The 793-nt window shown below is 60.7% G+C and carries 1 protein-coding gene; it reads right to left on the bottom strand.

What is annotated here, in order from left to right; all coding sequences use genetic code 11:
- A partial coding sequence (locus AACY52_RS28725; protein WP_339561129.1) for an efflux RND transporter permease subunit occupies positions 1–646 on the bottom strand: 646 nt, incomplete at its 3' end.
- Positions 647–793 lie beyond the last annotated feature (147 nt).

Raw genomic sequence — 793 nt, 5'->3', positions numbered from 1 at the left:
CAGCCTGGGCAAGCTCGCTCGGCGTGATGCCCGCTGTCGTGAGCTTCTTCAGATCAGGCTCGATGACAAACTGACGTTCGAGGCCGCCGTTGGAATTGACGTCGGCGACCCCCTCGATCGCGCGCAGCATCGGGCGCACGATATATTCCTGAGCCTCGAACAACTCCATCAGTTGTTGCCGCTCGTCCAAATCGGACGGCGGTTGCGCCCATTCGAGTGTGTAGTACCAGATTTCGCCAAGCCCGGTGGTGATCGGAGCGAGGAGCGGCGATGATCCGGCTGGCAGCATGTCGCGCACTGCGGAAAGCCGCTCGTTGACGAATTGGCGTGCGCGAAGCTGGTCCGTGCCGTCCTGATAGATGAGCGTGACCTGTGACAGTCCGGTCTTGGTGAGCGATCGCATTTCCCGCAGGCCCGGCTGACCACCCATGCTGCGCTCGATGGGCAGCGTCACAAGACGCTCGATTTCCTCTGGCGCCAGGGCAGGAACAGTCGTGTTGATCTGCACCTGCACGCCTGTGATGTCGGGAATGACATCGATTTGCAGATTCACGAAAGACCAGATTCCAAGACCAGCGATCAGCAAAGCGATGATCATCACCGTGGCTGGTCGACCGGTTGTCCATTCCAGAATCCGCCGCGTCATCGGGACACGCCGTCGAAGCTGCGGCCGCCATTGAGCGCCCGAAGTTGAAGGATCGCTTCCATAGCCTCACGTCGCGTGTCGAGCAGAGCCGACAGCGCGTCCAGATACTGGCGCTGCATCTCGACGTAAGTTGCGATCGGGATCGCT

It is taken from the genome of Pseudomonas sp. EA_65y_Pfl1_P113 (assembly GCF_963970525.1).
In the GTDB taxonomy this organism is placed as follows: Bacteria; Pseudomonadota; Gammaproteobacteria; order Pseudomonadales; family Pseudomonadaceae; genus Aquipseudomonas; species Aquipseudomonas tritici.
This window is presented reverse-complemented; position numbering and strand designations above follow the sequence as displayed.